Genomic DNA, 26,215 nt, shown 5'->3' with positions numbered 1-26,215 from the left:
TCCCACCGATGCCTTCCCTCGACGACACCACCCGCGGCCGGATCCTGTTCGGCGGCGACTACAACCCCGAGCAGTGGCCCGAGGAGGTCTGGCTCGACGACGTACGCCTGATGCGCGAGGCCGCGGTCAACTCCGTCACCCTCGGGGTCTTCTCCTGGGCGCGGCTCGAACCCCGGCCCGGGGCGCGGGATTTCGAGTGGCTGGACCGGCTGATGGACCTGCTGCACGCGAACGGCATCGGTGTCGTCCTGGCGACGCCGACCTCCGCTCCCCCGCCGTGGCTGGGCCGCCTGCACCCCGAGACGCTGCCGCGGGACGAGAACGGGCAGGTGGAGTGGTGGGGCTCGCGCCAGCACTTCGCGCACGCAAGCGCCGTCTACCGCAGGTTCGCCGCCGCCATCACCACAGACCTGGCGGCGCGGTACGCGCACCACCCCGCGCTCACCATGTGGCACATCAACAACGAGTACTGCACCTACGACTGGGGCGACGAGGCGGCGGTCGCGTTCCGCCGCTGGCTCCGGGCGAAGTACCCCTCGATCGGTGCACTCAACTCGGCCTGGGGAAGCGCCTTCTGGGGCCAGAGCTACGACAGCTGGGCGGAGATCCTGCCGCCGCGCCGTGCCCACTACCTGAAGAGCCCCGCCCAGGTGCTCGACTTCAAGCGCTTCACGTCCGACTCCTGGCTGGAGTGCTTCCGCGCCGAGCGGGACATCGTCCGCGCGCACACCCCGCACCTGCCGGTCACCACCAACTTCATGCCGCTGTGGTCGGGGCAGGACGCATGGAAGTGGGCCGCGCAGGAGGACGTGGTCTCCGTCGACCTCTACCCCGACCCCAGGGACCCGCTCGGCGCCCAACAGGGCGCGCTGGTCCAGGACATGACGCGCTCGCAGGCGGGCGGCGGCCCGTGGATGCTGATGGAGCAGGCGGCGGGCCCGGTCAACTGGCGCGGGGTGAACCATCCCAAGCCGCGCGGCCTGAACCGCCTCTGGTCCTGGCAGGCGGTGGCGCGCGGCGCGGACGCCGTCTGCTACTTCCAGTGGCGCCAGTCCCGGCAGGGCGCGGAGAAATTCCACTCCGGGATGGTCGGCCACGCGGGCGAGCACGGCCGCACGTTCCAGGAGATCACCGAGCTGGGCGCCGAACTCGCCGCGGTCGGCCCCGCGGTGGCCGGCACGCGCGTCACTGCCGATGTGGCCGTCCTGCACGACTGGGACTCCTGGTGGGCGAGCCAGCAGGAGGGCCGCCCCTCCACCCTGGTCGACCACGCGGAGGTGCTCGGCGCCTGGCACCGCGCGCTGTGGGAGGCGAACACAGCCGTCGACTTCGCCCACCCCGAGCACGACCTGAGCCCCTACCGGCTGGTCGTCGTCCCGCACCTCTATCTCCTGACCGACACCTCGATCGACAACCTCCTGTCGTACGTGCACGACGGAGGCACCCTCGTCTGCGGCTTCCTCACCGGCGTGGCCGACACCGACGACCGGGTGCGGCCCGGCGGCATGGACGCCCGCCTGCGCGCCCTGTTCGGCATCCGCACCGTGCACGAGTGGTGGCCACTGGAGGCCCAGGAGCACGTGGACTGCGGGGAGTTCACCGGCACGCTCTGGTCGGAGGAGCTGCTGGCCGACGACAGTGCCGAGACGGTCGCCGCCTACCGGGGCGGCGAGCTCGACGGCCTGCCGGCGGTGCTGCGCCACGGCCGCGCCTGGTACCTGTCCACGCTGCCCGACCCCGAGGCCCTGCGCGACCTGCTCGCGCGTGTGGCCGCCGAAGCAGGCGTACGGCCCCCGCTCGCAGGCCTCCCCCGCGCGGTGGAGGCCGTACGCCGCGGCGATCTCCTGTTCCTCCTGCACCACGGCCGCGAGCAGGTGACCGTGCCCCTGCCCGGCAGCCACCTCGATCTGCTGACCGGCAAGACCGTCGAGGGCGCCGTCGTCCTCGACCGCCACGGCGTGGCCGTGCTGCGCCACGCCCCCGAAAACGACCGCGGGCCCGCCCCGGGCCCTCGGCGCTCCTCCCCCCACCCTGGAGACGACACATGACACGACACCCCCGCCGCACCCTCACCCGCCTGCTGCTCGCCCCCGCCCTGGTGGCGGGCGCGGCCCTCGGGCTCGCGTCGGCCCCCGCCCAGGCCGCCGTCTGGAACTCCTGCGACCAGTGGGGCAACACGAGCCTGGGCGGCTACACCCTCTACAACAACATCTGGGGCTCGGGCGCGGGCAGCCAGTGCATAGCGGCGGACTCCGGCACCAGGTGGAGCGTCCACGCCGACCACCCCAACACCAGCGGCATCAAGTCCTACCCCAACTCCAAGAAGGTCATCGGCAAGCCGGTCGACTCACTCTCCTCGCTGAAGAGCTCGTACAACGTCAAGGTCCCGTCGGCAGGCGACTACAACTCCTCGTACGACATCTGGGACACCGACTACGACTACGAGATCATGCTCTGGGTCAACTACAACGGGAACGTCGGCCCGCTCGGCACCGCCCAGGGCACCGTCAGCCTCGGCGGCCACACCTGGGCGGTCTACAAGGGCACCAACGGCGCCAACGAGGTCTTCTCCTTCCTGCGCACCTCCGACTCCTCGTCCGGGACCGTCGACATCCTGCCGATCCTCAAGTGGATCAAGAACACCAAGGGCTGGATGGGCAACGAGACCATCGGTGACGTGCAGTTCGGCTACGAGATCAGCGGCTCGGCCGGCGGACTCGACTTCACCACCAACTCCCTTACGGTGTCGGGCGGCTAGCCGGGGAGCTCGTCGCCGACCAGGGCGAGGTTCTGGATGGCGGCGAGTCCGAACAGCGCGGTCTCGTTGGTGTTGATCCGCAGGTTCTCGTAACCGGGCTCCAGGACGGCGGGGCCCTCCACGTCCGTCCTCGCCCAGCTCATCGCCTTCGTGTAGCCGTCGCTGTCGTGGAACTTCCGCCAGGCGCGCGTCGCGAGCTCGCCGTCCTTCAACTGGGCGGCTGCGTAAGCGTCCTGGCGGGAGTGCCCCTGGAAGAGCAGCAGGCTGCCGAAGTCCTTGCCGTAGCGCTCCCTCTGCTCGGCCTTGGTGGCGTTGAAGTAGCGGCAGTAGTCCAGCCACGCCTCCTTGAACTCCGGCTGGTCGACGAGGTCGATGAGCTCGGCGCACATCTCTACCAGGCCGAACATCGCGGAGAGGTGGGAGACGTTCACGGCGGGCTCCGCGGCCACGGCGAACTTGCCGGTGTCGAGGTCGTAGAGCCCGCTGCCCTGGACGAAGCCGTTGGGCTGGGCGGCGATGGTCTCCATGGTGGAGCGCAGGCGCGCCTCGGCCTTCGCCGCCTTGGGGCCGCCGCGCTCCCACTCCGTGAGCCAGGCCGCCGCGAGACCGCTCCAGTCGGTGCCGAAGCCGATGGACAGGGCGTTGCGGTCGGGCTCGTACGGCTCGGTGCGGATCTTGCGCAGCGGGTCGAGGACGAGGAATGTCTCGTCGGAGTCGACCAGGGCGTGCATCAGGTCGCCGACGCGTTCGTCGGCGGTGAGGAAGTAGTAGGGGCGGCGGTAGACGGCCGTGGAGATGCGCTGCTGCTTGGCGCTGTCGGCGAAGTGCTGCACGCCGTGCCGGGTGCCGAGGCCCGCCCATTCGCCCAGGTGGTAGGCGTCGACTTCGCCGGTGTGGCGGGTCATGGCCTCGGCGAAGCGGAAGATGTCGGCGCGGCCCGAGCGCAGGTAGGCGTACCAGAGCCACAGGTCGGGCGAGAGCTCGGAGTTGTCCCAGGCGTAGCCGCCGACGTCGTACCGCCACTGGTGCCGGTCCTCGTCGTAGGTGTGCATGATGTCGCCGTAGTCCCAGAAGCCGTACCAGCGGCGCTGTTCGGCCTGGTCCTTGTAGTAGGTGAAGAGGAAGTCGAGGTGGTCCTCGATCGTCGCCCTGGCGGGCGTGGAGCGGTCGACGGGTGAGAAGAGGCCGCCGAAGACTCCGGTCTTCGTCACGTGCTCGGGCGCGGCGGCCAGCTGGGGCGGGGTGCGGACGGCGGCGGCCTGGTCGACGAGGGTGGCGGCGGAGGGGGTCGCGGCGTTCGCCCAGAACATCAGCTCGCTGGTGCGGGCGATGCCGTAGGGGGTGCCGAAGCCCGGTTCGTAGTCCTCGTAGGTGATGTTGAGGCCTTCGAGCTGCTCGGGGAACGTGTCCTGGCCCATGCCGTCGTGGTACGTGCGCAGGTCCATCGGCTGGGCCTCGGGCGACCAGAGCCAGAGCGTGACCTCGGCCGTGTCACCGGCGGCGCCCCGGATGTCCAGCTGGGCGGGGTGCTTCTCCCAGAAGTCCCGCAGCCCGAAGGAGAAGCCGCCGCCGACCCCGCCGACATACCCGAACCCGCTCGCCCGACCGCCGCCTCCGGCCGTGATCCAGGTGTGCCCCGGCTTGGTGCGCTTGCGCAGGGTGAAGCCGTCGGCGGAGAGCTGGGCGAGGGTGTAGTCGCCCCAGGTGGGGATGTACTGGAGGCGGCTGGTGACGCGCTGGTCCCAGGTGGCCGGGTCCGGCAGCTTCTCGCCCTTGACCTGGGCGGCGCGGATCGCGGCGCCGGGGTCGCGGCGCAGGCCGGTGACGCCCTTGACCGCCTCGGTAAGGAATCCCTTGCCCTCGCCGGCGACGCGGATGTGGCGGTCGTACGCCGCGTCGCGCATCGGCACGCTGAAGCGGACGCCCAGGCCGCGGATGAAGTCCTTCTCGGCGTCGCCGTCGTACGTGATGGTGTGCACCATGCGGAAGGAGTCGGCGCCCGCGTAGAAGTACAGGCGCACGCTGAAGGGCAGCCAGCTGCGGCTGCCCTTGCGGTGCTTGCCGTCGATGCGGACCACGGCACGCACCGGACCGTCCTGCTCGGCCCTCGCGCCGCTGATCTCGCCGTCGAACCGCTCCCACTTGGCGTTGCCGCGGTCACCGTCGTCGAGGTCCCCTTGGCGCAGCAGGACGAGCCGCCCGTCGGTGGCGATCTTCACGCCGTCGCGGGTGACGGACTGGACGAGTCGCTCGCCGTCCTTGGCGATGACGGCCTTGATGACGCCGGTGTCGACGGTGATGGCCCCGCGGGTCTCGGTGACGCTGACCTTCGCGCCCTTTCCGGGGGCTGCGGGGCTCCCGGCGCTGAGGCGGAACGTGTCGGCGCCCGCGGCCTCCGGTCCCACCGCGTGCGCCGTCCACTTGGCCGAGCCGTCGGGCCATCGGGCGGTGGTCCAGGTCTGTACGGGGACGTCCTTGCCGTCGGCGGTGGCGAGGGCGAACTTCTGCCCGGCGGGGTAGGCGCCCTTGGGCCACGGGACACCGAAGGTGGAGCCCGGCGCGGCGCCGAGCCCGCCCTTCTCCAGCCAGCCGACGGTGACGGGGCCGTCGGCCGCCGCCGCGCGGGGAGCCGCCTGGGCGTCGCCGCGGCCGAGCGCCCAGCTGAACTGCGCGGCGGCACCCGCCACGGCGGCGGCCTTGAGCAGGGACCTGCGGGGGATCGGGGACATGGTGATCCTCTCTTTATGCGTGGGCATGACAGGCGGAGATGTGCAGGTGGGGCCGGAGGTGTGTGGGTGGGGTCGCAGCCCGGACGGGCGAGCAGGTGCGCGGGCAGCGGGTGTCCGGTCGTGCCGGTGCGCGCGGGTGTGCTGGCTCGTGCGGGCGAACGGTGTGCGGGCGCGGCCCGCCTAGCCGCGCCGCGCGCGTCAGCCCGCCGTGCCGCGCCGTTCGACGGCAAGGGTGGCCGCCGCGACCATCCCCAGGGCGGGGCCCGCGAGCGGCAGGGCGAACCAGGCGGACGCCGCGACCACGGCGAATCCGCACACGATCACCAGCGAACCAGCGGGATCGCGCAGTGTGCGGCGCACCGCCCCGGTCAGGAGCGCGCGCCACGACTTCCCGGGAGCCCAGTTCGCGGCGGCCCGCAGCCCGGCGACGACCAGGACGAACAGGGCGACGACCCCGACCGCCCCGACGAACGTGCCGCCGGGAAGACCCGCCCGTACGAACGCGATGTCGGCCAGGAGCAGGGCAAGGGCCGCCCATCCCGCGAGACCCACCAGCCAGCCGCGTCGCGCCGCCGCGCGCAGATCGGCGGTGAACTCCCGCCACCCGGAGGTCTCGTGGGCCAGATGCCGGTCCAGGTGGCGGGTCCCCGCCGCGAAGGCTGCGGGCAGCGTGACCAGGGGCAGGGCGGCGAGCGCGATCCACACCCCGGTCAGCAGGCACTCGGCGAAGGCGCCGAAACGGTCCATGAAGACGGACTTCGGCTTCCCCCGCACGCTGTCACTCACCGCGCCTCAGCCCTTCAGGCCCGACGTGGCCATACCGTCGATCAGGTAGCGCTGGAAGGCCAGGAAGAACGCGAGGACGGGCAGCAGGGCGACGAGGGACATGGCGATCATGCCGCCGTAGTTGGCCAGGCCCTCCTGGTCGACGAACATCTTCAGGCCCAGCGAGACGGTGTACTTCGAGGGGTCGTTGAGATAGATCAGCGGCCCCATGAAGTCGTTCCAGGAGTTGATGAAGGTGAAGATCGCGCTGGTGATCAGGGCCGGGCGGCACAGGGGCAGCACGATCGACCAGTAGATGCGCAGATGCCCGCAGCCGTCGAGCCGCGCCGCCTCGTCCAGTTCCTTGGGCAGGTTCCGCATGAACTGCACCATCAGGAAGACGAAGAAGGCGTCCACCGCCAGGTACTTGCCGAGCAGCAGCGGCGTATAGGTGTTGATCAGGCCCATCTTCTGGAACAGCACATACTGCGGGATCAGGAGCACGTGGTACGGAAGGAGCAGGGTGCCGATCATCAGCGCGAAGAGCAGATTGCGCCCGGCGAACCTGATGCGCGCGAAGGCGTAGGCCGCCAGCGAGCAGGAGATGAGCACTCCCGCCACCGAACCGATCGCCAGGAAAAGGGAGTTGGAGAAGAAGGTGGAGATGGGGATGTCGGCGATGCCGTCGGCGAGGCCGGAGTAGTTCGCGACGATGGGATCGGTCGGGAACAGGTCCAGGCTGCCGACGATCTCCTCGTTCGGCTTGAACGAGCCGCCGATCGCCCAGATCACGGGATAGAGGACCACGGCCAGGACCGCCAGGGAGCCGATGTGCCAGCCCAGCGAACCGGCCCCTCGACGGCGGCGGGCGGACCTGTGGGCCTGAAGACCACGAGACGCACTGCTCAACGGGATCCCTCCTCGTAGTGCACCCAGCGCTTCTGGGACCAGAACAGGACCGCCGTCACCAGGGCCACCGCGAGCAGCAGCATCCAGGCCATGGCCGAGGCGAGGCCCATCCGGCTGTTCTCGAAGCCCTGGACGTAGAGGTAGCAGGTGTAGACGAGCGAGCCGTCCGCCGGGCCGCAGGCGTTGCCGCCCGCGCCGCCGCCGACGATGTACGCCGACGCGAAGATCTGGAAGGAGTGGATGGTCTCCAGGAGGACGTTGAAGAAGAGGACCGGGGAGATCATCGGCAGCGTGATGTTCCAGAACCGCCGCCAGGTGCCCGCGCCGTCCACCTCCGCCGCCTCGTACAGCTCGCGCGGCACCTGTTTGAGGCCGGCCAGGAAGATGACCATCGGGGCCCCGAACTGCCAGACGGTGAGCGCCACCAGGCTGTAGATGATCCACTGCGGGTCGCCGGTCCAGCCGCCCACGTCCATGCCGAAGATCGCCCGCTGCGTACGGTCGACGATGGCGTCGTCCGAGAAGATCGCCTTCCAGACCACGGCGATCGAGACGCTGGCGCCGATCAGGGACGGTGCGTAGAACGCGGCCCGGTAGAAGGCCTGTCCGCGCCGCTTCTGGTTGAGGAGGAGCGCCACGCCGAGGGCAGCGGCCAGCTTGAGCGGGGTGCCGACGATCACGTACCAGAGCGTCACCTCCACCGACTTGCGCCAGCGCGGGTCACCGAACATCTCGGTGAAGTTGTCCAGGCCGATCCACTTGGGGGCGTCGAACAGGTTGTAGTCGGTGAAGGCGAAGTAGAGCGAGGCGACCATGGGCCCAGCGGTCAGGAGCAGGAAGCCCGCCAGCCAGGGGGACATGAAGAGGAACCCGGCGATGTTCTCGCCCCGCCGTCGCCGCCGCGCGGCCGCGGGGAGGCGAGTACCGCGCGGCGGCTTCGGCTTCTGGGCCGCGGCCGGGGCCGCGGGGGTCCGCAGGGACGTCATCGTGCCGCCCATCAGGAACCGAGCGCGGTCTTGCACTCGGTGAAGAACTGCTTCACCGCTTCGTCCACCGACCGCTCCCCCATGGCCAGCTCCTCGGCGATCCGCAGGAACGCCGCCTCGCAGACGTCCGCGCCCGCCGGGTGCGGTGTGATGGGCTCCAGGACATCGGTCTCGACGAGCTGCTCCTCGTACGCGGCGATCTCCTTGTTGACCGCGGCGATGACCTCGTCCTTCTCCTCGGCGGGCTTGTACGCCTCGTACTGCGCGGTCGTCGTGGGCACCCCGCGGTCGTATCCCATGATCTTGGCGACCTCGGGGTCGTGCACCATGAAGTCGATGAACTGGGCGACTTCCTTGGGGTGTTGGGTGCGCTTGGAGCCGCTGAGCATCAGCGAGCCGAGGTACTGGCCGGTCTTCTTGCCGTCGGTGGTCGGCAGCGGCGCGAGGCCGTACTCGCTCTTGCCCTCGGCGGTATAGCGGACGGTGAAGTTGTCCCAGGTGAACTCGCAGGCGGCGATCTCGGCGGCCACGGCCGACTTGGGCTTGATCTGGGCGACCTTCTTCGGGTCGGCGTAGATGCCCGACTTCACCCCGGCATACCCCTTGGTCCACCACTCCTTGAGGTCGGCCTCGTCGAAGCCCAGGCCCTTCTCGGTGAAGAAGGCCTTGCCGCGCTGGCGCAGATAGGGGTCGTAGAGGTACATGACGCCGTAGAGCCCGCTGTCGCCGGACCTGCCCTGCTTGTGGATCTTCTCCATCGCGGCGTGGTAGTCGTCCCAGGTCCAGCCCATCTTCGGGGTGACCCCGGCCTTCTCGAAGACCGGCTTGTCGATCACCAGGGCCATGGAGTTGCTGCCGACCGGGACGCCCAGCAGCTTGCCGTCGACCTCGCCGAACTTCTCCAGTCCCGCGCGGAATCCTTCCATGCGGAGGTTGCCCGCCTCGGCCTGTGCGTTCAGGTCGAGCAGCACGCCCCGCTGGTCGTACTTGCGCAGGAAGCCGATCGCGTTCTGGAAGACGTCGGGCGGATTGCCGCCGGACGCCTGGGTGTTGAACTTCTTCCAGAAGTCCAGGTAGGGCTGGAAGTCCGTCTTCACCTTGATCTTCGGGTACTTCTTCTCGAAGAGCTCGATGGTGCGGTTGATCCGCTTGGCGCGGTCGTCGGAGCCCCACCACGCGTACCGGATGGTAACGGTCCCGTCCCCCGACCCGCTCCCGCCGCCGCAGCCCGCCGCGGTCAGTCCGAGGGCCGCCAACGAGCCGCCGGCCAGTTTCAACAGGCCGCGCCTGTCAACTTCCCCATTCATCGGCACAGTTCACCCTCCGCCGGTTCGCGATTGAATCGTTTTAGGTAAGCGCTTGCCGGGACAAGGTAGGGAGCTGGGGTGAGTACGTCAACGGTTCGGACAGGAACTGTCGAAGCGCTTCGAGCATGCGCACCCCGACTCCGCCATCACGCGCACCCCAACTCCGATATCTCGAACGAGTTTTCCTGCGCGAAACGTTGACGCGGGCCGGTCGGCGCCCTAGCTTCATCGCGTCGTACTTCGTACGTCATATATGAGACGCGATACGCGATGGCTGCACCACAGCTCCACGACGGCTGCACGACGACTGAGAGCATCGATGAACTTTGCGCCCCACCCCATCCCCTCGCGCACGCAGTACGTGCTCGAGGCGGTCAAGCACCGTATCCTCACCGGGCAGTTGGCGCCCGGCCAGCCCCTCGTGGAGACCGAGCTCGCCGCCCAGTTCGCGGTCTCCAAGACGCCCGTACGGGAGGCGTTGAAGACGCTCGCCGGGACCGGCCTGGTCGTCATGAGCCAGTACAAGGGCGCCACCGTGCGCACGGTGGACGCGGCCATGGCGCAGGAGGTCTACGACGTCCGCCTGCTGCTGGAACCGGAGGCACTACGGCGCACCGTCCGCTCCGGCGCCCTCCTGGAGGAGGCGCGCGAGGCCCTGGAGAGGGCGGACACCGCCGCCGACGCGGCCGAACGCTCCCTGGCCAACCGGGAGTTCCACCGCGCGCTCTACGTCCCGTGCGGCAATCCGCTGCTGTCCCGCATGCTCGACGACGTGCGCGACCAGGCGGCCCTGGTCTCCGCGGTCGCCTGGGCGACCCTGCCCTCCTGGGAGCGGGAGGCCGCCGAGCACCGGGAGATCCTGCGGCTCGCGCTCGCGGGGGAAGCCGACGCGGCGGCGCGCGGACTCCACGACCACATCGCCTCGTTCGTGCGGCGGGCGTTCCCGGAGGGGGAGCTTTCATGACCGGACCCAGCCACCACGACCTCTCTTTCGACGCCCTGCGTTCGGCCCTCGCCGACGTCGTCGCGATCCCGGTGACCCCGTTCGCCGACGACGGCTCCGTGCAGCGGGACACCTACCGCGCCCTGGTGCGCCGCCTCACCGACAGCGGCGTGCGCACCCTGACCCCGAACGGCAACACAGGCGAGTTCTACGCCCTGGACCCCGACGAGCGGCGCCTGGTCACCGAGTTGACCATGGAGGAGGCGGGCACGAGCGGCGCCGTCGTCCTGGTGGGCGTCGGCCATGACGTGCCGACCGCGATCGCCGCGGCCCGGCACGCTCGGGACGCGGGCGCACACATGGTGATGGTCCATCAGCCGGTGCATCCGTACGTGTCCCAGGACGGCTGGGTCGACTACCACCGCGCCGTCGCCGACGCCGTGCCCGAGCTGGGCGTCGTCCCGTACATCCGCAACCCCCGGCTCGACGGTCGACGCCTCGCCGACCTGGGCGAGTTGTGCCCCAATGTGATCGGCGCGAAGTACGCGACGCCGGACGCCGCCGCGTTCGCCGCGTTCGCGCGGGACGCGGGTCTCGATCGCTTCGTGTGGGTGGCGGGGCTCGCCGAGCTGTACGCGCCCGCCTACTGGGCCGTCGGCGCCACCGGCTTCACCTCGGGCCTGGTCAACGTCGCGCCCGAGGTGTCCCTGGGCATGCTCGCGGCCCTGCGGGCGGGCGACTACCCGGCGGCCATGGACGTCTGGGAGCGCATCCGGCGCTTCGAGGAGCTGCGCGCCGCCGATCAGTCCGCGGACAACGTCACCGTCGTCAAGGAGGCCCTGGCCGCGCTCGGTCTGTGCCGCCGCGAGGTGCGCCCGCCCAGCCGGGTGCTTCCCGTCGAGCGGCGCGAGGAGATAGCGGCCCTGGTGAAGGCGTGGGCGATATGAGGCCCGACGAGCTGCGCAGCCACCAGTGGTACGGCACGGACGGGCTTCGGTCCTTCAGCCACCGGGCACGCACCCGGCAGCTCGGGTATCTGCCCGAGGAGCATCTGGGCAAGCCCGTCATCGCGGTCCTCAACACCTGGTCCGACATCAACCCCTGCCACGTCCACCTGCGCGACCGCGCCCAGGCGGTCAAGCGCGGGGTGTGGCAGGCGGGCGGCTTCCCCCTCGAATTCCCCGTCTCCACCCTCTCGGAGACCTTCCAGAAGCCGACCCCGATGCTCTACCGGAACCTCCTGGCCATGGAGACCGAGGAGCTGCTTCGGTCCTATCCGGTGGACGGCGCCGTGCTGCTCGGCGGCTGCGACAAGACGACGCCCGCCCTGCTGATGGGCGCCGCGAGCGCCGATCTGCCGGCCGTGTTCGTGCCGGCCGGGCCGATGCTGCCGGGGCACTGGCGCAACGAGGTGCTCGGCTCCGGCACCGACATGTGGAAGTACTGGGACGACAAGCGTGCCGGACTGATCGGCGACTGCGAACTGGCCGAGCTGGAGAGCGGGCTCGCCCGCTCCCCCGGCCACTGCATGACCATGGGGACCGCATCGACGCTGACCGCCGCGGCCGAGGCGCTCGGCGTGACGATGCCAGGCGCGTCCTCCATCCCCGCGGTGGACTCCGGGCACGACCGGATGGCGGCCGCGTCCGGGATGCGGATCGTCGAACTCGTGCGCCAGGACCTGAGGTTGTCGAAGCTCCTGACCCCGGAGGCGTACGAGGACGCGGTCGCCACCGTCCTGGCGCTCGGCGGCTCCACCAACGCCGTCATCCACCTGATCGCGATGGCGGGCCGCAGCGGCGTACGCCTCACGCTCGACGACTTCGACCGGATCGCGCGGACCGTGCCGGTCCTGGCCAACCTGCGCCCCGGGGGGCAGTACCTCATGGAGGACTTCCACTTCGCGGGCGGACTCCCGGCGTTCCTGGCCCAGTTGACCGACGTCCTGCATCTTGAGCGGCCCACCGTCGCCCACGACACCCTGCGCGAGCAGCTCGCGGGCGCCGTCGTGCACAATCCCGAGGTCATCCGGCCGCGCACCGCGCCACTGGCCGACGAGGGCGGGGTGGCGGTCCTGCGCGGCAACCTCTGCCCGGACGGCGCCGTCATCAAGCACATCGCCGCCGAGCCGCACCTGCTGCGGCACACCGGCCCCGCGGTGGTCTTCGACGACTACCGGCAGATGCAGCGCACCATCAACGACCCGGCGCTCGGCATCACCGCCGACCACGTCCTCGTGCTGCGCGGCTCGGGCCCCCAGGGCGGTCCCGGCATGCCCGAGTACGGCATGCTCCCGATCCCCGATCACCTGCTCAAACAGGGGGTGCGCGACATGGTGCGGATCTCCGACGCGCGGATGAGCGGCACGTCGTACGGCACGTGTGTGCTGCACATCGCTCCCGAGTCGCATGTGGGCGGGCCGCTCGCGCTGGTCCGCACGGGAGACCTGATCACGCTGGACGTCGAGGCGCGCTCGCTCCATCTCGACGTCTCCGACGCGGAGTTGGCGCGGCGGCGGGAAGCGTGGACGCCGCCGCCCGCGCGCTACGGACGCGGCTACGGCGCGCTCTACAGCGAGCAGATCACCCAGGCCGACACCGGCTGCGACTTCGCGTTCCTGGCCCGCGAGGGCACGGTCCCCGACCCGTACGCGGGCTGAGCCCCCAGCTCATTTTTTGTACGAGATTTCGAACAACGTCTGCGAAGCGCTTCATCTCGCCGACTGTGTGCCGCCCATGAGAACGGAGAAGCAGACATGGCCTCAGCTGTGGCGAAAGCGCCACCGCAGCCACCGCCCCGGCGCCGCACGCCGGGTGCGCCCCGGCGCCGAACGGGAGCGACCCCGCGCCGCCTCCCGTATCTGCTGATCGCGCCGGCCGGACTCCTGATGGTGGGCTTCATCGCCTACCCGGTCATCAGCGTCTTCTACTACAGCCTGCGCCACTACAACCCCACCAAGCCCTGGCGCGACGGTTTCGCGGGCTTCGACAACTTCGTCACCGCGTTCACCGAGGACCCGCAGTTCTGGCAGACGCTCGGCTTCAGCCTGCAGTGGGTGGCCGTCGAGGTCGTCCTGCAACTGCTCCTGGGCCTCGGTCTCGCACTGATCGTCAACCAGACCTTCATCGGGCGCGCGATGGCCCGCGCCCTGGTCTTCTCGCCGTGGGCCGTATCCGGCGTGCTCACCTCGACGATCTGGCTGCTGATCTTCAACTCCCAGACGGGCATCACCCGCTATCTGGCGGACATGGGGATCGGCTCGTACGGAACGTCCTGGCTCTCGGACACCAGCACCGTCTTCCCTGCCGTCGTCGTCGCCGAACTCTGGCGCGGCGTCCCCTTCTTCGCGATCCTCATCCTCGCCGACCTCCAGTCCGTCTCGAAGGACCTGTACGAGGCCGCCGAGGTGGACGGCGCGAGCCGCTTCCGGCAGTTCTTCCACATCACACTGCCGCACCTGAAGGACGCGATCATCCTCTCCACGCTGCTTCGCGCGGTCTGGGAGTTCAACAACGTCGACCTGCTCTACACCCTCACCGGCGGCGGACCCGCGGGCGAGACCACGACCCTGCCGCTGCGCATCGCGTCCATCGCCGTCGACTCGCACGACTTCGGCTACGCGTCCGCGCTGACCTCCATCGCGTTCGTGATCCTCCTCTTCTGCTCGATGGTCTATCTGCGGCTGAGCAAGTTCGGAGGTCAGGACAAGTGACGACCACTCAGCACCTGGACAGGGACGCCGCCATGGCGGACACCACCGCACCCGCCGAGCCGTCCGGCGGCGGCCCGCGCACCCCCAAGCGGCGCCCCTGGGACGAGGCGCCCCGCTGGCAGATCTATCTCCCGCTGGGCCTCTACCTCCTGTTCACCCTCATCCCGTTCTACTGGATGCTGCTCTTCGCGATCCGCCCGGCGGGCTCCACCTCGCTGCTCCCCTGGCCGATCACGTTCGAGCACTTCGACAAGGTGTGGACCGAGCGGAGCTTCGCGCTCTTCTTCCAGAACAGCCTCATCGTCGGCGTCCTGTCGATGCTGATGACGACGCTCGTCGCGCTCGCCGGGGGTTACGCCCTGGCCCGCTTCGACTTCAAGATCAAGCGCGGCTTCATGCTGGCGCTGCTGTGCTCGCAGTTCATCCCCGGCGCGCTGATGCTGGTGCCGCTCTTCCAGATCTTCGCCAACCTCCAGATGATCAACTCGCTGGGCAGCGTCATCATCGCCGAGGCCGTCTTCCAGCTGCCGCTCTCGATGATCCTGATCAGCGGGTTCATCAAGAACGTGCCGTACTCCCTGGAGGAGGCCGCCTGGGTCGACGGCTGCGGACGCTTCCGCGCCTTCTGCGCCGTCGTCCTGCCCCTGCTGCGGCCCGGCCTGATCGCGGTCGGCTCCTTCGCCTTCGTGCACAGCTGGAACCACTTCCTGTTCGCCCTGATGTTCCTCTCCAACCAGGACAAGCAGACGATCCCGGTCGGCCTCGCCACCTTGATGGGCGCCGACAGCGTCGACCTCGGCGCGCTCGCGGCCGGCGGCGTCATCGCCGCCCTGCCCGTCGTGATCGTCTTCGCCTTCATCCAGAAGTGGCTGGTCACGGGGTTCAGCGCCGGGGCGGTGAAGGGGTGAGCGCCGCACCCTTGCCCGTGGTCCTCGCCGGTGCGTGCGGGCACGGCCGATGGCATCTGGAGAACATCCGGCGCCTCCAACAGGCGGGCCGCATCAGGCTCGTGGGGATCTGCGAGCTCGAACCGCTGACCGGCAGCGAGCTCGACGGACTCGGTGAGCCCGCGCAGTCCGCGGACTTCGCCGGTCTGCTCGACGCCACCGCGGCCGCCGTCGCCGTCGTCTGCACGCCCATCCCCACCCACGCGGACCTGGCCGTCGCCGCCGCGGCACGCGGGGTGCACCTGCTCCTGGAGAAGCCGCCCGCCCCTTCGTACGCCGACTTCCGGCGGATCACCGAAGCGGTGGACGCCGCGGGGGTGGCCTGCCAGGTCGGGTTCCAGTCGCTGGGCTCGCACGCCGTGCCCGCCGTGCGGGCGCTGGTCGCCGACGGGGCGATCGGTGAGCCGATGGGCGTCGGTGGGGCGGGGGCCTGGGCGCGTGACGAGGCCTACTACCGGCGCGCGCCTTGGGCGGGGCGGCGCCGCCTGGACGGCGCGGACGTCGTGGACGGGGTCCTGACCAACCCCCTCGCCCATGCCGTCGCCACCGCCCTGGCGGTCGACGGGTCCACGCGGGCCGATGACGTCGCACGGGTGGACGCGGAGCTGTTCCGCGCCAACGCCATTGAGTCCGACGACACCTCGTTCGTGGGGATCACCACCGCGCGCGGCGGCCGCATCGGGGTCGCCGCCACCCTCTGCGCCGAGCGGCCCGACGAGCCGTACGTGATCGTGCACGGCACCCGGGGCCGCATCACGTTCTGGTACAAGCAGGACCGGGTGCTCGTACAGCGCGCCGGGCACGGGCCCGAGGAGGTCCTGCACGGGCGGACGGACCTCCTCGAGAACCTCGTCGACCATCTCGCGGGCCGCGCCGAGCTGCTGGTTCCGCCGGCGTCGACGGGCGCCTTCATGAAGGTCGTCGAGGCGATCCGGACGGCGCCCGATCCGCGCCCCCTGCCGGTCGAGGCCTGGCGCTCCGTGCCCGGCGACCACGAAGGCGTGCGGCGCCGGATCGTGCACGGCATCGACGGGCTCGTCGCGGCGAGCGCCGACACGCTGTGCGGCTACGCGGAGCTCGGCACGTTCTGGGCGCTGCCCGACCGGCAGCCGGACCACCGGCCCGCTCCCTCTTCGTCGTCCGCCGCCGCGCGGACCCCCACCGCCGAGACCCCACCGAGGTGACAACGCCATGAACAGAACCGCGTCCGACACCGCGCTCATGCTGCGCTGCTCGGGCCGCCCCGTCGGCCGCTACGTCGTCCACCCCTCGGCCGACGCACGGCTCGCGCCCCGCCCCTACCTCCACCCCGTCCGTACCTTCGGCGGCCTCCCCGTCACCGAGTGCGGGCCGGCCGACCACCCGCACCACCTCGGCGTGGGCGTCGCCGTGCCCGACGCGGCGGGCCGCAACTTCTGGGGCGGACGCACCTACGTACGCGACCAGGGCCCGACCGAGCTCGACAACCACGGGGAACAGCGCCACCTGGAGTTCAAGCTGCGCGACCCCGACGGCTTCGTCGAGGAGATCGGCTGGCTCGCCGGGGAGTGCGAGCTGCTGCGCGAGCGGCGCACCGTGGCGGTCACGCCGCTCACCACGTCCGCCTGGGCCCTGGACTTCACGTTCTCGCTCACCAACCCGGCCGACGCGGAGATCTCCATCGGCAGCCCCGCCACCAACGGCCGCCCCGGCGCCGCCTACGGAGGCTTCTTCTGGCGCGCCCCCAAGGAGCGGCAGGCCCCCGAGGTGTTCACCGCGGACGCCGACGGCGAGGCCGCCGTCCATGGCGCACCCGCGAACTGGCTGGCCCTCGCGGGCCAGGGCTGGACCCTGATCTTCGCCGGGGCGACGCATGAGACGCGGCGCGACCCGTGGTTCGTGCGGACCGCGCAGTACCCGGGCGTCGGCTCCTCGCTCGCCCACGAGCGGCGCCTTCCGATCGGCCCCGGCGAGACCGTCGTACGCCGTGTCGTCACCGTCGTCGCCGACGGCCGGCCGGACCGGGCCGAGGCCGCGGGGCTCGTGCGCAAGGCGGTGACCGCGTGAACGCGCCCCCGAGCGGCGGCCAGCGGACGCCGGGCGATCTCGGTGACGGGACCTATCGCAATCCCGTCCTCGCCGCCGACTGGTCCGACCCCGACGTCGTCCGGGTCGGCGACGACTTCTACCTCACCGCGTCCAGCTTCGGGCGCGCCCCCGGCCTTCCGCTGCTGCACTCCCGCGACCTGGTGAACTGGACCCTGATCGGGCATGCCCTGGACCGCCTGGAACCCGCGGAGTCGTTCGCCGCGCCGCGGCACGACTGCGGGGTGTGGGCGCCGTCGATCCGGCACCACGAGGGGCGGTTCTGGATCTTCTGGGGCGACCCCGACCACGGTGTGTTCCAGGTCAACTCCCCCGACATCCGCGGGCCTTGGAGCGCCCCGCACCTCGTCAAGGCGGGCAAGGGGCTCATCGACGCCTGCCCGCTGTGGGACGAGGAGCGCGGCGAGGCGTATCTCGTGCACGCCTGGGCCAAGTCGCGCTCCGGCGTCAAGAACCGGCTCACCGGCCATCGCATGAGTCCCGACGGGCGCGCACTCCTGGACGAGGGCGCGGTGTTGGTCGACGGCGACCAGATCCCGGGCTGGTTCACGCTGGAGGGGCCCAAGCTCTACCGCCACGACGGCTGGTTCTGGATCTTCGCACCCGCCGGCGGAGTGGAGCACGGCTGGCAGGGCGCCTTCCGTTCCCGCACCTTCCACGGGCCCTACGAGGAGCGGATCGTCCTGGAGCAGGGCGACACCGCCGTCAACGGCCCCCACCAGGGCGGCTGGGTGCGCACCCCCTCCGGCGACGACTGGTTCCTGCACTTCCAGCAGCGCGGCGCCTACGGACGGGTCGTCCACCTCCAGCCGCTGCGCTGGGGCACGGACGGCTGGCCGGTGATCGGGGACGGCGGCGCCCCCGTCGCCGTACACAAGAAGCCCGCACTGCCCCCGCAGCCCGCGTCCGCGCCCGCCACCGACGACGACTTCCCCGGCGGTCGCCACGGCCGCCAGTGGCAGTGGTCGGCCAACCCCCGTGACGGCTGGGCGACGTCGCACGCGGCGGACGGTCTGCGCCTCGCCTGCGTACGGTCCGCGGACGCCCACGACCTGCGCCGCCTGCCGCACGTCCTGACCCAGCGCCTTCCGCTCACGCCCTGCACCGTCGAGGTCGGACTGCGGCTCGACAGCACCGCGGCCGACGCCAGGGCCGGGCTCGCGGTGCTCGGCGACGCGTTCACCTGGATCGGCCTCGAACGCGGCGCCGACGGGACGGTGCGGCTCGTGCACCGGTTCGCCGAGTCCGTCGCCGAGCGGGAGCGCGACGCCGAGCATCCGCGCCCCGCCCCCGACGGCACCGCGCGGCTGCGGATCGACGTCACGGACGGCGCCCGCTGCCGCTTCTCGGCCGACACCGGCGACGGATTCCGCCCCTCGGGCCAGGTCTTCGCGGCGACGCCCTGGCGGTGGGTGGGCGCGCTGCTCGGCCTGTTCGCCACCGCACCCGCGGGGCGGAACGGCGCCGGGACGGCCCTGTTCACGCACTTCCGCGTCACGACCATCTGACCGTCCCCGTACGCCTGTTGGGAGCCGCAATGGAGCAGCACCTGCACAGCACCGGACGCCTGAGGGCCCGCGCCCTCGCGGCGGTGGCCGCGCTGGCCGTCGTCCTGGGCCTGACGACCGTGCACGACCCGGCGCGGGCAGCCGCGGCGGCCCCGTCGCACGACCGTCTCTCCGGCACCGCGCACGGCTTCGCCTCGCTGGCCGGTGGCACCACCGGGGGCGCGGGCGGCAAGGTCGTCACCGTCACCGACCAGGCCTCGCTCGCCAAGTACGCGGGCGCCGACGAGCCCTACGTCATCCGCGTGCGGGGCACGGTGGCCGTCGAGCCGTTCGGCTCGGACATCGTGGTGGCCTCGGACAAGACCATCGTCGGCGTCGGCGGCTCGGGCGAGATCGTCCACGGTGAGCTGCACCTGAACCCCGGCACGAGCAACGTCATCATCCGCAATCTCACCATCCGCGACGCGTACGTCGAGGGTGACTGGGACGGCAAGACGCAGGACTTCGACGCGATCCAGATGGACTCCGTCGACCACGTCTGGATCGACCACAACCGGCTCACCCGCATGGGCGACGGACTGATCGACCTGCGCAAGGACAGCGAGTACGTCACGGTCTCCTACAACCGCTTCGAGAACCACAACAAGGCCTTCGGCATCGGCTGGACCGACCAGGTCAAGACGCAGGTGACCATCGACCACAACTGGTTCAGTGGCACCAAGCAGCGCAACCCGTCCGCCGACAACTGCGCCCACGCGCACCTCTACAACAACTACATGTCGGCGCAGGTCTCCGACGGCGACCCGGTGTGGACCTACGGCAACTGGGCGCGCGGCAAGACGAAGATGGTCATCGAGAACAGCTTCTACGAGGACGTCCAGCACCCCTACCAGGCCGATGCCACGGCCGAGTTGGTGCAGCGCGGCTCGATCGTGCGGAACACGACGGGACGCCACGACGCGTGGGGCGCGGCCTTCGATCCGCGTGCGTTCTACGCCTACGACCTCGACCCGGCGGCGGCCGTGCCCCGCCTGGTGAAGAAGTTCTCCGGACCGCAGAAGGCGATCGGGACGACCCGCCCCTGACGGCCCCACGGCCTCCCCTGACCCCACATCACCTCGCACCACCCCCGTACATCCGACGAAGAGAGCCGACCATGAACATCACCATCCGTGGAAACAGAGACAGAAGCAGAAGCCGTCGCGCGGTGGCCGCCGTCGCCTTCACCGCCGCGTTCGCGCTGACCGCCACCGCCTGTGGCGACGACGGGAGCGGGGCCGGCGGGGACAAGGGCCAGGAGGGTTCCGGGAAGGGCGAGATCACCTTCTGGGACAACAACGGCGGTGTCCGCACCGACATCTGGAAGGAGATCATCAAGGACTTCGAGGCGAAGAACCCGGACATCCACGTCAAGTACGTGCCGATTCCCGCCGAGAGCGTCCAGTCGAAGTACGACACCGCCATCCAGGGCGGCGGCCTGCCGGACGTCGGAGGGGTCGGCGCCGCCATGCTCGCCGGGATCTCCGCGCAGGACGCCCTGGAGCCGCTGGACGACCGGCTGAACCAGAGCTCCCTGGAGGGCAAGCTGAACCCGGGCATGGTCGACAGCGTCCGGGCCGCGGGCGGCGGCAGCCGGCTCTTCACGGTGCCGACGTCCGCGAGCAACGGCGTGCTGTACTACCGTACCGACCTGTTCAAGGCCGCGGGCCTCGACGCCCCCACCACCTGGGGCAAGTTCTACACGGCGGCCAAGAAGCTCACCGCCAAGGACGACAACAAGTTCGGGTACACCATTCGCGGCGGCGAGGGTTCCATCGCGCAGGCGCTCGACGCGGCGTACGGCCAGTCCGGCATCGGATCGTTCTGGGACGGCGACAGGACGACCGTCAACGATCCCAAGAACGTGGCGGCGTTGAAGAAGTATGTCGCGCTCTACAAGAACAACACCCCCGCGGCCGACGTCAACAACGACTTCAAGAAGATGAACGCCCAGTGGGACACGGGCCAGATCGGCATGCTCAGCCACAACCTCGGCTCCTACACGGACCACGTGAAGGCGCTCGGTGAGGGCAAGTTCCGCGGCCTGCCCAACCCGACGACCGACGCGGGCATCCGCGTCCAGGTCTCCAACCCCGTCGACGGGCTCGGCCTGTTCAAGTCCAGCAAGAAGAAGGCGGCCGCCTGGAAGTTCATCGAGTTCGCGGCCTCGCACGAGTCCAACAGCAAGTGGAACAAGTCGGCGGGCGCCATCCCGGCCAACACCGCGGCCTCCAAGGACGCCTGGGTGAACGAGGCCGAGCCCACGAAGCTGGCCGCCGCCGCGCTCAACGACGGCTCCCTGAAGATCGTGCAGCTGCCGTACTACCTGCCGGACTGGAACACCATCAGCAAGGCCGACAACGAGCCGAACTACCAGAAGGTCCTGCTCGGCAAGATGTCCGCGAAGGACTTCCTCGACACCCTCGCCGAGCAGCTCAACAAGGCCCAGGCCGAGTGGAAAGAACAGAACAAGTGACACCGCGCCCCTCGCACGGCGTCGGCCGACGCCGTGCGGTCGCGGCCCTCGCGAGCGTTCCGCTCGCGGTGGCCGCGGCCCCGGCGGCGTTCGGCCACTCACGCAAGGCCGCTCCCGCGAGCACGCTCTACATCGCCGGGGACTCCACCGCCGCGCAGAAGTACACCGACGCGGCGCCCGAGACCGGCTGGGGCATGGCCCTCCCCTTCTTCCTGCACGACCGCGTGCGGGTCGCCAACCACGCGATGAACGGCCGGAGTTCGAAGAGCTTCGTCGACGAGGGCCGCCTCGCCGTGATCCTGGAGGCAATCAGGCCCGGCGACCGTCTGGTCGTCCAGTTCGCGCACAACGACGAGAAGAGCGCCGACCCGACGCGCTACACCGAGCCCTGGTCCACGTATCAGCGGTACTTGATGCAGTACGTCGACGGGGCGCGGTCCCGTGGCGCGCGGCCGGTGCTCGCCACCGCCGTCGAGCGCAGGAAGTTCGACGCGGGCGGCACCGCGCTGCCCACCCACGGCGACTATCCGGCGGCGATGCGGGCCCTGGCCGAGGCCGAGGACGTGCCGCTGCTCGACGTCCAGGCCCTGTCGCTCGCCCTGTGGCGGAAGCTCGGCGTCGAGGAGACCAAGGCGTACTTCAACTGGACCGCCACCGAGCAGGACAACACGCACTTCAATCCGCCGGGCGCGATCGCCGTGGCCCGGCTGGTGGCGACCGAGCTGCTGCACGGCGGGGTGCTCGCACCGCGTGACGTGCGCCGGCTCGACGCCGCGATACCCGATTCCTGGATCACCTGGCCGGAAGGACCGTGACGATGAGGACGACGAGTACTACGGGAGCCACACGGGCTACGACGCCTACGACGGCTCCGCGGACCGCGAGCGTAGGGGTCCGAAGATCCCTCACCCTGCTCGCGGGGTGCACCGCGCTGGTCGTGGCCGTCACGAGCGCCCCTGCCTCGGCCGCCGGCGCCCGTGACGTGCTGCCACCGCGCGACGGCTGGGCGTCCGCCGACGGCGGGACCACCGGCGGCGCGGGGGCCGACGCCGCGCACACCTACACGGTCACCACCTGGCAGGAGCTGCGGGCCGCGCTCGCGGACGACCCGGGCGCTCCCCGGGTCATCAAGGTCAAGGGCACGCTGAACGCCACGGCCGCGGGCTGCTCCGCGTTCGAGGCCGAGGGCTACGACTTCGAGCGGTACCTCGCCGACTACGACCCCGCCGTGTGGGGACGTGACACACCGGTCAGCGGCGTGCAGGAGGACCTGCGGGCGGCGTCGGCGACCCGGCAGGGCGCGGCCATCAAGGCGTACGTCCCGGCCGACACGACCCTCGTGGGCGTGGGCAGGAACGCCGGGATCGTCGGCGGCAGCCTGCAGATCCAGGGCGTGGACAATGTGGTCGTCCGCGATCTCACGCTGGAGAGCCCGCTGGACTGCTTCCCGCAGTGGGATCCCACGGACGGCGCCACGGGGGCCTGGAACTCCGAGTACGACAGCATGGTCGTGCACAGTTCGACGCACGTGTGGGTCGACCACAACACGTTCACCGACGGCGAGCACCCCGACAGTTCGCTGCCCACCTACTACGGCGAGATCTACCAGCAGCACGACGGCGAGCTGGACGTCGTCCGCGGCGCCGACCTGGTCACCGCATCCTGGAACGTCTTCGCCGACCACGACAAGACCCTGATGATCGGCAACAGCGACAGCGCGGGCGCCACGGACCGCGGAAAGCTGCGGGTCACCCTGCACCACAACGTCTTCCGGGACATCGTCGAGCGGGCGCCGCGCGTGCGCTTCGGGCAGGTCGACGCCTACAACAACCACTATGTGGTCCCCGCGGGCGGCTATCAGTACTCGTTCGGCATCGGCCAGGAGTCCCGGCTCGTCGCCCAGAAGAACGCGTTCACACTCCCGGACGGGGTCAGCGCCGCGAAGATCCTCAAGAAGTGGAAGGAAGCGCCGGTCACCGCCGACGCCAACTACGTCAACGGCAGGCGCGTCGATCTCATCGCCGTCCACAACGCGGAGATCCCCGAGGAGACCCTCACGTCGGGCGCGGGCTGGACGCCGAGCCTCCGGACGCGGGTGGACGACCCCCGCAAGCTGCCGGGCCTGCTCGAACGCCAGGCGGGCGCGGGCAAGCGCCGCTGAGGTTCCCCCCTTTCCCCCTCCCCCTCTCACCTCCCCACCTGAGCCGCACAGCGAAGGATCAGCCATGCCCTCGCACCACTTCCGCACCACCTTCGACCGGCGTACGTTGCTCACCGCGAGCGTGGGCGCCGGCGCCGCCCTGGCCCTCGGCGGCGCCTCCGCCGCCCGTGCCGCCGAGCCCCGCTCCACACGTCGTCGGCTGTACGTCGACCCGGCGGGCCGCGGCGACCACACCACCGTCCAGGCCGCCGTGAACGCCGCGTCCGGCGCGGGCTGGACGCTGGTCCTCGCCCCGGGGACGTACCGCGAGACGGTGACCGTTCCCGAGACGAGTGCCGGGCTCACGCTCGTCGGTGCGAGCGGCGACCCGCGCGACACGGTGATCGTGTACGACAACGCGGCGGGCACCCCCAAGCCCGACGGGTCCGGCACCTACGGCACCAGTGGCTCGGCCACCACGACCGTGCGGGCCGCCGGGTTCACCGCCCGCGCCATCACGTTCGCCAACGACTGGCTGCGCGCCGACCATCCCGACTTCACCGGGACCCAGGCCGTCGCCCTCAAGGTGACGGGCGACCGCTCGGCGTTCTTCCGCTGCCGCTTCCTGGGCCACCAGGACACGCTCTACGCCGACACCGCGGACCTGGGCGCCTTCGCCCGCCAGTACTTCCGTGACTGCTACGTGGAGGGCGACGTCGACTTCGTCTTCGGCCGGGCCACCGCGGTCTTCGAGCGCTGCCACTTCCACACGCTCACCCGCGGCGACCTGGCATCCGCCCCGTACGGCTTCGTCTTCGCGCCGTCCACCGCCGTCGCCAACCCGCGCGGCTACCTGGTCACCCGCGGCCGGGTGACCAGCGGCGCCCCGGACGCGTACTACAAGCTGGCCCGCCCCTGGGTCCCCAGCTCGGACACGACGGCCCGCCCCATGCTGACGGTGCGCGACACCCACCTGGGACGCGGCATCGACGCGGTGACCCCGTACGCGAACATGCGCGACGCCCACCCCTGGCAGGCCCAGCGGTTCGCCGAGTACCGCAACACGGGGCCGGGCGCGACCGTCACGGTCCCGGAGAACCGTCCCCAACTCACCCGCGCCGAGGCGGCATCGGCGACCCGCGCCGCCTACTTGGCCGGCTGGACGCCACAGGGGTGATGGCCGTACGGGCCGCCGGTGACCGGACGGTCGCCGGCGGCCCGTTCACCCGTCGTCCACTGGTAGCTGATGTCCGAGGCGCCGTACTTGCAGTACGTCCCGTCGGGGCCGCTGCCGGTCTCGTCGGGCTCGTCGCCCGAGCTGTTGCCCGTGTAGCGGATACAGGGCGTGCGGGGCCCTAGGACGTGCGCGCGAAGTCGCCGCGTACGGCTGCCTTCCGGCCCGACGCGGTCGCCTCCGCCGCGTACGTGTCCTCGCCCGCGTCCCTGCCGCCCTCGGCGTGGTTGTACTGGCCCGCGAAGACGTGCTCGCCCGCCGGGACGGTGCGGCCCGCCTTCAGGGTCCAGCGGTAGACCAGTCCACCGCCCTGCTCCCGCACGGAGACGGTGAAGTCGTCGGCGGGCAGGGACCGCCAGTTGCCCGTGTCGGTGACGCCGCCGGTCTGCGCGACACGCAGTTCGACGGTGAGCGCGGTGAGCGGTTTCCCGGTCTTGAAGGTGAGGGTGCTCTGCGCCCAGAAGTCGTTGCTCTGCGGGTCGATGGAGCCGTCGCTCCAGAGGTAGCCGTCCTCGACGCCCTCGGCGTCCGGCGCCACGCGCTGCGTGGCGGGCGGGGGCTGGGACTTCTTCGGCGGCCGGTCCGCGCCTTGGTCCTTGCCGCCGTCCGGAGTGCCCTTGGTGGCCGTGCCCGACGGGTGCGCGGGCTCGGCCGGTGCGCTCGGCCCGGCGTTCTCGTCGCCGCCGGACGACGCGGAAGGGCTCGGCACGGACGAGGGCGCGGGGGCGGGGGGCGTGCCCACGGTGCCGGGCGGCGGGCTCTCGCCCTGGACGACGGAGGCGACGGCGTAGCCGCCGAGTGCGAAGACTCCGGCCACGGCGGCCGTGGCGCCCGCGATCCGCAGCCAGGGGGCGGGCCGCGGCAGCCTGCCGCGCGAGGAGGCACCGGGATCGACGGCGTCGCGCTCCATGCCGCGCTCGATCCGGGCGAGCATCCGTTCCCGGTCGGGTCGGTGCTCGGCCGCGGCGTCGCGCAGCTGCTTGCGTACGTCGTCCATCACTGCCTCCCTCCCACGAGTTGCGACGCGGCCCGGTCGCCCAGGAGCCGTTGCAGCTCCGCCATTCCCTTGGACGTCTGGCTCTTCACCGTACCGACCGATATCCCGAGGGTGAGCGCGGTGTCCTTCTCCGACAGGTCGAAGGCGTGCCGCAGGACCACACAGGCCCGCTTACGGAACGGCAGCGTACGCAACGCCTCCTGGACGTCGACGACCGCCGGTACGTCCGGGTCGTCGACGCCCTCCGCGCGCTGCCCCCAGAACAGGGCCACGCGGCGCCGCTCGCGGACGGCGCTGCGGATGCGGCTGCGCGCCATGTTGGCGACGACACCACGGGCGTACGCGGCCGGATGCTCGGCGGCGCGCACCCGGTCCCAGCGGTGCCAGAGCGCGACCAGGGCGTCCGCCGCGAGGTCGTCCGCGGCGTCCTTCTCGCCGGTCAGCATGTGGGCGAGGCGGGCGAGTTCGGCGTAGTGCCGCTCGAAGAAGTCATGGAACTCCGCGGCGGCTGCGTCGTCGACGGCTGTCCCCACGGGTGACCTCGTTTCTGTGCTTGCGCGGCTCCGCACGCGCGCCGGTGGCCCCCGTGCCGCCAAGTGCGGTGCGCGAGCATAGCAACGTCTGTGCGAGAGATCGAACAACGTCCGGAGACCCAATCAGGTCTGAGCCAAGCGATTTGG

The 26,215-nt window shown here is 71.0% G+C and carries 21 protein-coding genes and 2 pseudogenes; 15 read left to right on the top strand and 8 right to left on the bottom strand.

Annotated elements, in window-relative coordinates:
- Positions 1-8: 8 nt before the first annotated feature.
- Both ACZ6ZP_RS12580 and ACZ6ZP_RS12575 read left to right on the top strand, forming a co-directional pair.
- On the top strand, positions 9-2,048 hold the full coding sequence (locus ACZ6ZP_RS12580; RefSeq protein ID WP_469406695.1) for a beta-galactosidase: 2,040 nt from the start codon (positions 9-11) through the stop codon (positions 2,046-2,048).
- Positions 2,045-2,758: a glycoside hydrolase family 12 protein gene (locus ACZ6ZP_RS12575; RefSeq protein ID WP_351157443.1), complete on the top strand. Its 714-nt coding sequence runs from the start codon at positions 2,045-2,047 to the stop codon at positions 2,756-2,758. Before ACZ6ZP_RS12580 ends, ACZ6ZP_RS12575 begins: the two co-directional genes overlap by 4 nt.
- On the opposite strand, the gene ACZ6ZP_RS12570 is transcribed toward ACZ6ZP_RS12575, so the two are convergent.
- The 5 genes from ACZ6ZP_RS12570 to ACZ6ZP_RS12550 form a co-directional block, all read right to left on the bottom strand.
- Positions 2,755-5,487: an exo-rhamnogalacturonan lyase family protein gene (locus tag ACZ6ZP_RS12570; protein WP_469406691.1), complete on the bottom strand. Its 2,733-nt coding sequence runs from the start codon at positions 5,485-5,487 to the stop codon at positions 2,755-2,757. The genes ACZ6ZP_RS12575 and ACZ6ZP_RS12570 overlap by 4 nt on opposite strands.
- Before the next feature lie 198 nt (positions 5,488-5,685).
- On the bottom strand, positions 5,686-6,234 hold the full coding sequence (locus tag ACZ6ZP_RS12565; RefSeq protein ID WP_469407242.1) for a hypothetical protein: 549 nt from the start codon (positions 6,232-6,234) through the stop codon (positions 5,686-5,688).
- Positions 6,235-6,279: 45 nt separating this feature from the next.
- A complete protein-coding gene (locus ACZ6ZP_RS12560; RefSeq protein ID WP_361471701.1) occupies positions 6,280-7,161 on the bottom strand; it encodes a carbohydrate ABC transporter permease in 882 nt (293 codons plus the stop codon).
- On the bottom strand, positions 7,158-8,159 hold the full coding sequence (locus tag ACZ6ZP_RS12555; RefSeq protein WP_468613469.1) for a carbohydrate ABC transporter permease: 1,002 nt from the start codon (positions 8,157-8,159) through the stop codon (positions 7,158-7,160). The genes ACZ6ZP_RS12560 and ACZ6ZP_RS12555 overlap by 4 nt, the downstream gene beginning before the upstream one ends.
- The gene (locus tag ACZ6ZP_RS12550) at positions 8,159-9,454 is read right to left on the bottom strand and encodes an ABC transporter substrate-binding protein (protein WP_469406690.1); all 1,296 of its coding nucleotides are present in this window, start codon (positions 9,452-9,454) and stop codon (positions 8,159-8,161) included. The genes ACZ6ZP_RS12555 and ACZ6ZP_RS12550 overlap by 1 nt, the downstream gene beginning before the upstream one ends.
- A 319-nt stretch (positions 9,455-9,773) precedes the next feature.
- Here ACZ6ZP_RS12550 and ACZ6ZP_RS12545 point away from each other — a divergent pair, with 319 nt between their 5' ends.
- From ACZ6ZP_RS12545 to ACZ6ZP_RS12485, 13 genes and pseudogenes are all read left to right on the top strand, one after another.
- A complete protein-coding gene (locus ACZ6ZP_RS12545; RefSeq protein ID WP_351157452.1) occupies positions 9,774-10,418 on the top strand; it encodes a GntR family transcriptional regulator in 645 nt (214 codons plus the stop codon).
- Positions 10,415-11,344: a dihydrodipicolinate synthase family protein gene (locus ACZ6ZP_RS12540; RefSeq protein WP_351157454.1), complete on the top strand. Its 930-nt coding sequence runs from the start codon at positions 10,415-10,417 to the stop codon at positions 11,342-11,344. The genes ACZ6ZP_RS12545 and ACZ6ZP_RS12540 overlap by 4 nt, the downstream gene beginning before the upstream one ends.
- A complete protein-coding gene (araD, locus tag ACZ6ZP_RS12535) occupies positions 11,341-13,056 on the top strand; it encodes an L-arabinonate dehydratase (RefSeq protein ID WP_469406689.1) in 1,716 nt (571 codons plus the stop codon). Before ACZ6ZP_RS12540 ends, araD begins: the two co-directional genes overlap by 4 nt.
- Positions 13,057-13,152: 96 nt before the next feature.
- Positions 13,153-14,109 (top strand): carbohydrate ABC transporter permease, encoded by a 957-nt coding sequence (locus tag ACZ6ZP_RS12530; protein WP_351157458.1) that lies wholly within the window; start codon positions 13,153-13,155, stop codon positions 14,107-14,109.
- A gap of 32 nt (positions 14,110-14,141) precedes the next feature.
- Entirely contained in the window at positions 14,142-15,017 is an 876-nt protein-coding gene (locus tag ACZ6ZP_RS12525; RefSeq protein ID WP_351158026.1) for a carbohydrate ABC transporter permease, read from the top strand.
- A complete protein-coding gene (locus ACZ6ZP_RS12520) occupies positions 15,014-16,240 on the top strand; it encodes a Gfo/Idh/MocA family protein (protein ID WP_469406687.1) in 1,227 nt (408 codons plus the stop codon). Before ACZ6ZP_RS12525 ends, ACZ6ZP_RS12520 begins: the two co-directional genes overlap by 4 nt.
- 7 nt (positions 16,241-16,247) lie before the next feature.
- Positions 16,248-17,102, top strand: coding sequence for a DUF6807 domain-containing protein (locus tag ACZ6ZP_RS12515; protein WP_351157462.1), 855 nt, complete (start codon positions 16,248-16,250; stop codon positions 17,100-17,102).
- Positions 17,099-18,649, top strand: coding sequence for a glycoside hydrolase family 43 protein (locus ACZ6ZP_RS12510; RefSeq protein ID WP_469406686.1), 1,551 nt, complete (start codon positions 17,099-17,101; stop codon positions 18,647-18,649). Before ACZ6ZP_RS12515 ends, ACZ6ZP_RS12510 begins: the two co-directional genes overlap by 4 nt.
- A 29-nt stretch (positions 18,650-18,678) precedes the next feature.
- Positions 18,679-19,722: pseudogene (locus ACZ6ZP_RS12505) on the top strand (pectate lyase family protein); the annotation flags it as partial.
- Between the two features lie 83 nt (positions 19,723-19,805).
- Complete coding sequence (locus tag ACZ6ZP_RS12500; RefSeq protein WP_351157466.1) at positions 19,806-21,164, top strand: ABC transporter substrate-binding protein; 1,359 nt, start codon at positions 19,806-19,808, stop codon at positions 21,162-21,164.
- Positions 21,161-21,979, top strand: coding sequence for a rhamnogalacturonan acetylesterase (locus ACZ6ZP_RS12495; RefSeq protein ID WP_469406685.1), 819 nt, complete (start codon positions 21,161-21,163; stop codon positions 21,977-21,979). The genes ACZ6ZP_RS12500 and ACZ6ZP_RS12495 overlap by 4 nt, the downstream gene beginning before the upstream one ends.
- Positions 21,980-22,101: 122 nt before the next feature.
- Complete coding sequence (locus ACZ6ZP_RS12490; protein WP_469406684.1) at positions 22,102-23,325, top strand: pectate lyase family protein; 1,224 nt, start codon at positions 22,102-22,104, stop codon at positions 23,323-23,325.
- Positions 23,326-23,389: 64 nt separating this feature from the next.
- Positions 23,390-24,481, top strand: coding sequence for a pectinesterase family protein (locus ACZ6ZP_RS12485; protein ID WP_469406683.1), 1,092 nt, complete (start codon positions 23,390-23,392; stop codon positions 24,479-24,481).
- A gap of 62 nt (positions 24,482-24,543) precedes the next feature.
- Here the strand turns inward: ACZ6ZP_RS12485 and ACZ6ZP_RS12480 are convergent.
- The 3 genes and pseudogenes from ACZ6ZP_RS12480 to ACZ6ZP_RS12470 form a co-directional block, all read right to left on the bottom strand.
- A pseudogene (locus tag ACZ6ZP_RS12480) lies at positions 24,544-24,648 on the bottom strand (pectate lyase); the annotation flags it as partial.
- An 11-nt stretch (positions 24,649-24,659) separates the two neighbouring features.
- On the bottom strand, positions 24,660-25,535 hold the full coding sequence (locus tag ACZ6ZP_RS12475; RefSeq protein WP_469406681.1) for a hypothetical protein: 876 nt from the start codon (positions 25,533-25,535) through the stop codon (positions 24,660-24,662).
- On the bottom strand, positions 25,535-26,068 hold the full coding sequence (locus tag ACZ6ZP_RS12470; protein ID WP_351157476.1) for a SigE family RNA polymerase sigma factor: 534 nt from the start codon (positions 26,066-26,068) through the stop codon (positions 25,535-25,537). Before ACZ6ZP_RS12470 ends, ACZ6ZP_RS12475 begins: the two co-directional genes overlap by 1 nt.
- Between the last annotated feature and the right edge of the window lie 147 nt (positions 26,069-26,215).

It is taken from the genome of Streptomyces sp. NPDC054047 (assembly GCF_055585065.1).
This window is presented reverse-complemented; position numbering and strand designations above follow the sequence as displayed.

Coding starts and splice junctions, on each gene's coding strand:
- ACZ6ZP_RS12515 (WP_351157462.1), top strand. CDS start 16,248: ATGAACAGAACCGCGTCCGACACCGCGCTCATGCTGCGCTGCTCGGGC.
- ACZ6ZP_RS12525 (WP_351158026.1), top strand. CDS start 14,142: ATGGCGGACACCACCGCACCCGCCGAGCCGTCCGGCGGCGGCCCGCGC.
- ACZ6ZP_RS12545 (WP_351157452.1), top strand. CDS start 9,774: ATGAACTTTGCGCCCCACCCCATCCCCTCGCGCACGCAGTACGTGCTC.
- ACZ6ZP_RS12575 (WP_351157443.1), top strand. CDS start 2,045: ATGACACGACACCCCCGCCGCACCCTCACCCGCCTGCTGCTCGCCCCC.
- araD (WP_469406689.1), top strand. CDS start 11,341: ATGAGGCCCGACGAGCTGCGCAGCCACCAGTGGTACGGCACGGACGGG.
- ACZ6ZP_RS12555 (WP_468613469.1), bottom strand. CDS start 8,159: ATGGGCGGCACGATGACGTCCCTGCGGACCCCCGCGGCCCCGGCCGCG.
- ACZ6ZP_RS12565 (WP_469407242.1), bottom strand. CDS start 6,234: ATGGACCGTTTCGGCGCCTTCGCCGAGTGCCTGCTGACCGGGGTGTGG.
- ACZ6ZP_RS12550 (WP_469406690.1), bottom strand. CDS start 9,454: ATGAATGGGGAAGTTGACAGGCGCGGCCTGTTGAAACTGGCCGGCGGC.
- ACZ6ZP_RS12485 (WP_469406683.1), top strand. CDS start 23,390: ATGCCCTCGCACCACTTCCGCACCACCTTCGACCGGCGTACGTTGCTC.
- ACZ6ZP_RS12580 (WP_469406695.1), top strand. CDS start 9: ATGCCTTCCCTCGACGACACCACCCGCGGCCGGATCCTGTTCGGCGGC.
- ACZ6ZP_RS12530 (WP_351157458.1), top strand. CDS start 13,153: ATGGCCTCAGCTGTGGCGAAAGCGCCACCGCAGCCACCGCCCCGGCGC.
- ACZ6ZP_RS12540 (WP_351157454.1), top strand. CDS start 10,415: ATGACCGGACCCAGCCACCACGACCTCTCTTTCGACGCCCTGCGTTCG.
- ACZ6ZP_RS12475 (WP_469406681.1), bottom strand. CDS start 25,535: ATGGACGACGTACGCAAGCAGCTGCGCGACGCCGCGGCCGAGCACCGA.
- ACZ6ZP_RS12570 (WP_469406691.1), bottom strand. CDS start 5,487: ATGTCCCCGATCCCCCGCAGGTCCCTGCTCAAGGCCGCCGCCGTGGCG.
- ACZ6ZP_RS12500 (WP_351157466.1), top strand. CDS start 19,806: ATGAACATCACCATCCGTGGAAACAGAGACAGAAGCAGAAGCCGTCGC.